Raw genomic sequence first — 2,196 nt, 5'->3', positions numbered from 1 at the left:
CCGCAGATCCGGCCGGCCCTCACCCAGGCCCGCTCGCACCTGGCCATCGTCCTGACATCGGGAGGGATTGTCGGCATTCTCCTCGGCGTGGCCACGCTAGTCGTGGACCGCTGGGGGCTGTTCTGGTTTGCTGTGTCGCTGAGCATTGTCGTCGGGGTCATGATGGTCTGCTACGTCGCCGTACCGTCCCGGCTAATCGGGTTCAAGCCCAAGCAGTCCAGACGTGACAAGCTGGCCGCAACCGCGGTGGGCGGGGCGGTCGGGGCGGTGATCTGCACCCCTCCGTACGCACTAGGCCGGATCGGGCTGCTCATGCTCGGGTCGCACGTGCTGTTCATTCCCGGCGTCATCCTGTTCGCAATCGGGCTGACCTTGCAGGCAGGCGCGACAGGTGCGGTCAAGACGGTCAAGATGAGCGCCAAGCTCGTCTCAGGCAGTCAGCGTGATGACGCTGCGGACGATGCCGGCCCGCAAGATCCTCCTTAATGGATGAGGCCGGCTCAAGCCATCCACAGCGGATGGCTGTCCCCGAGCGTCGGCGGCGTTCGTCAAGCAGGTGACGGTCGGTCATCGGGACCGGCGCAACCGCCTCAGGAGGCACTCAGTCATGAATCGCACCCGAACCATCGTCGTCGCCTTCTCGACGCTCGACGGGATCATCCAGGATCCTGCCGGCTCCGATGGGACCCCCGCCGGCGGCTGGGTCTTCCGCAACGGGCCGGAGGCCGTCGCCGGGGACAGGTTCAAGCTCGGCCCCGCCCTCGACAGCGGCGTTCTGGTTCTCGGCCGCAGGACCTGGGAGCAGTTCGCCCAGATCTTTCCGAGCCGCACTGGCGAGTTCGACGTGGCCATGAATCGCATTCCCAAGCTCGTCGCCTCCCGTACCCTCACGGACCTGAGCGCCTTCCCCAACTCCTCGCTGATGGACGGCGACCTGGCACAGTCGGTGGAAAAGCAGAAGACCGAGCGCGATGTCATCGTGATGGGAAGCGCCAGCGTGGTGCATGCGCTTGCCAAGCGGGACTTGGTCGACGAGTACCGGATCCTGTTCTTCTCGTCCGCGCTGGGCGCGGGCACGAGGCTGTTCGCGGCGGAGGCCACCCCGGCCCACTTCCGCCTGGCCTCGGCGGAGACGTCGGGCCAGGAGATCCTGGCTCGCTACGAGCGCCCGGATAGCTAATCGCGAAGACAGAGAGCTGGGGGTGGCCGGCGCATCCTGCCTGCGAGTATCACGACGTGAACATGCTCGGTGATGAGATTTCGGGGGGCAATGATGCGCCGGACCTGCTCAGCAACGGCAGGCCGTTCACTGGGCGGAGGCAGCCGATCTACTCCAAGCGCTGAGTACAGGCCGCCCACCAGCTCGTCGAGGGTCAGCTCAACGTCATAGTCAACGGCTGCGCTGTGCACCTCGTATCCGGCTGCGGCAAGAGCCTCCCGGTAGCGCCTCTGGCTTTGGTCATCAGTACCGCAACCCGATTTGACCTCCGTGTTCAGCCACTGTTCCAGGAACTGGCGGAGGGCGCGGGACCAGTCAGTGTCGTGCAGCCACAGCGGCGTCCCGTTCGTCACCACCGCGATTCCGCCTCCCGGCCGCAGCAAGGGCGCGACGTTGGCGAACAATGTCCTGTGGTCCATCCAATGCAGAGCCTGGCCGACGGTCACCACGCCAACCGACCCATCGCCTAGCAGCGCCCGAATCGCCGGCAGGTCGATGTCCGCGCCGAGCATCCACGTGACATTCGCTACCCCGGCGTCTCGGGCAGCGTCATGGGCGCGCTGCAACATGTCACGTTCTGGGTCAACGCCGATCACCGCACGCACCTGGGCCGCCATCGGGAGCGTCAGCTGACCCGTGCCGCAGCCCACATCGACGGCCAGATCGTCATTAGTCAGGCCGAAGATGCCGGTGATGGCATCGAGGACCGCCGGGCGATAACCATGCCGGTACCGGTGATACAGATCAGCTATCTCACCACGAAAACCCAAGTCCGCGATGGCCATGCTCGCACCATACACAGACGGTCTCGGAGGTTGAGCCTAGCGATCGTGCCTACCGCATCCGCTTGCCGTCTCCGTGAGCCTGGCTCAAGCCAGCCGCAGCCAGCACCTCGTCGGCCAGTTCGGCCGGGGTGAGCCTGTCCGACCGCAGCAGGAGCGTCCCGGCCGGCTGGCGGGTAGCGGCGGCGACGGCCG

At 66.2% G+C, this 2,196-nt stretch carries 3 protein-coding genes; 2 read left to right on the top strand and 1 reads right to left on the bottom strand.

Annotated features, from left to right (window positions below):
* Both WA805_RS12520 and WA805_RS12515 read left to right on the top strand, forming a co-directional pair.
* A partial coding sequence (locus WA805_RS12520) for a hypothetical protein (protein WP_425242416.1) occupies positions 1–486 on the top strand: 486 nt, incomplete at its 5' end.
* Between the two features lie 121 nt (positions 487–607).
* Entirely contained in the window at positions 608–1,180 is a 573-nt protein-coding gene (locus WA805_RS12515) for a dihydrofolate reductase family protein (RefSeq protein ID WP_424559472.1), read from the top strand.
* Here WA805_RS12515 and WA805_RS12510 read toward each other — a convergent pair.
* Positions 1,177–2,004 (bottom strand): class I SAM-dependent methyltransferase, encoded by an 828-nt coding sequence (locus WA805_RS12510; protein WP_425242415.1) that lies wholly within the window; start codon positions 2,002–2,004, stop codon positions 1,177–1,179. The two genes, WA805_RS12515 and WA805_RS12510, sit on opposite strands and share 4 nt — an antisense overlap.
* Between the last annotated feature and the right edge of the window lie 192 nt (positions 2,005–2,196).

Origin of the sequence: Trebonia sp. (assembly GCF_049794275.1) — a bacterium.
Taxonomy (GTDB): domain Bacteria; phylum Actinomycetota; class Actinomycetes; order Streptosporangiales; family Streptosporangiaceae; genus Trebonia.
The sequence above is the reverse complement of the archived record's forward strand: the minus strand, read 5'-3'. Positions and strand labels throughout refer to the sequence as shown.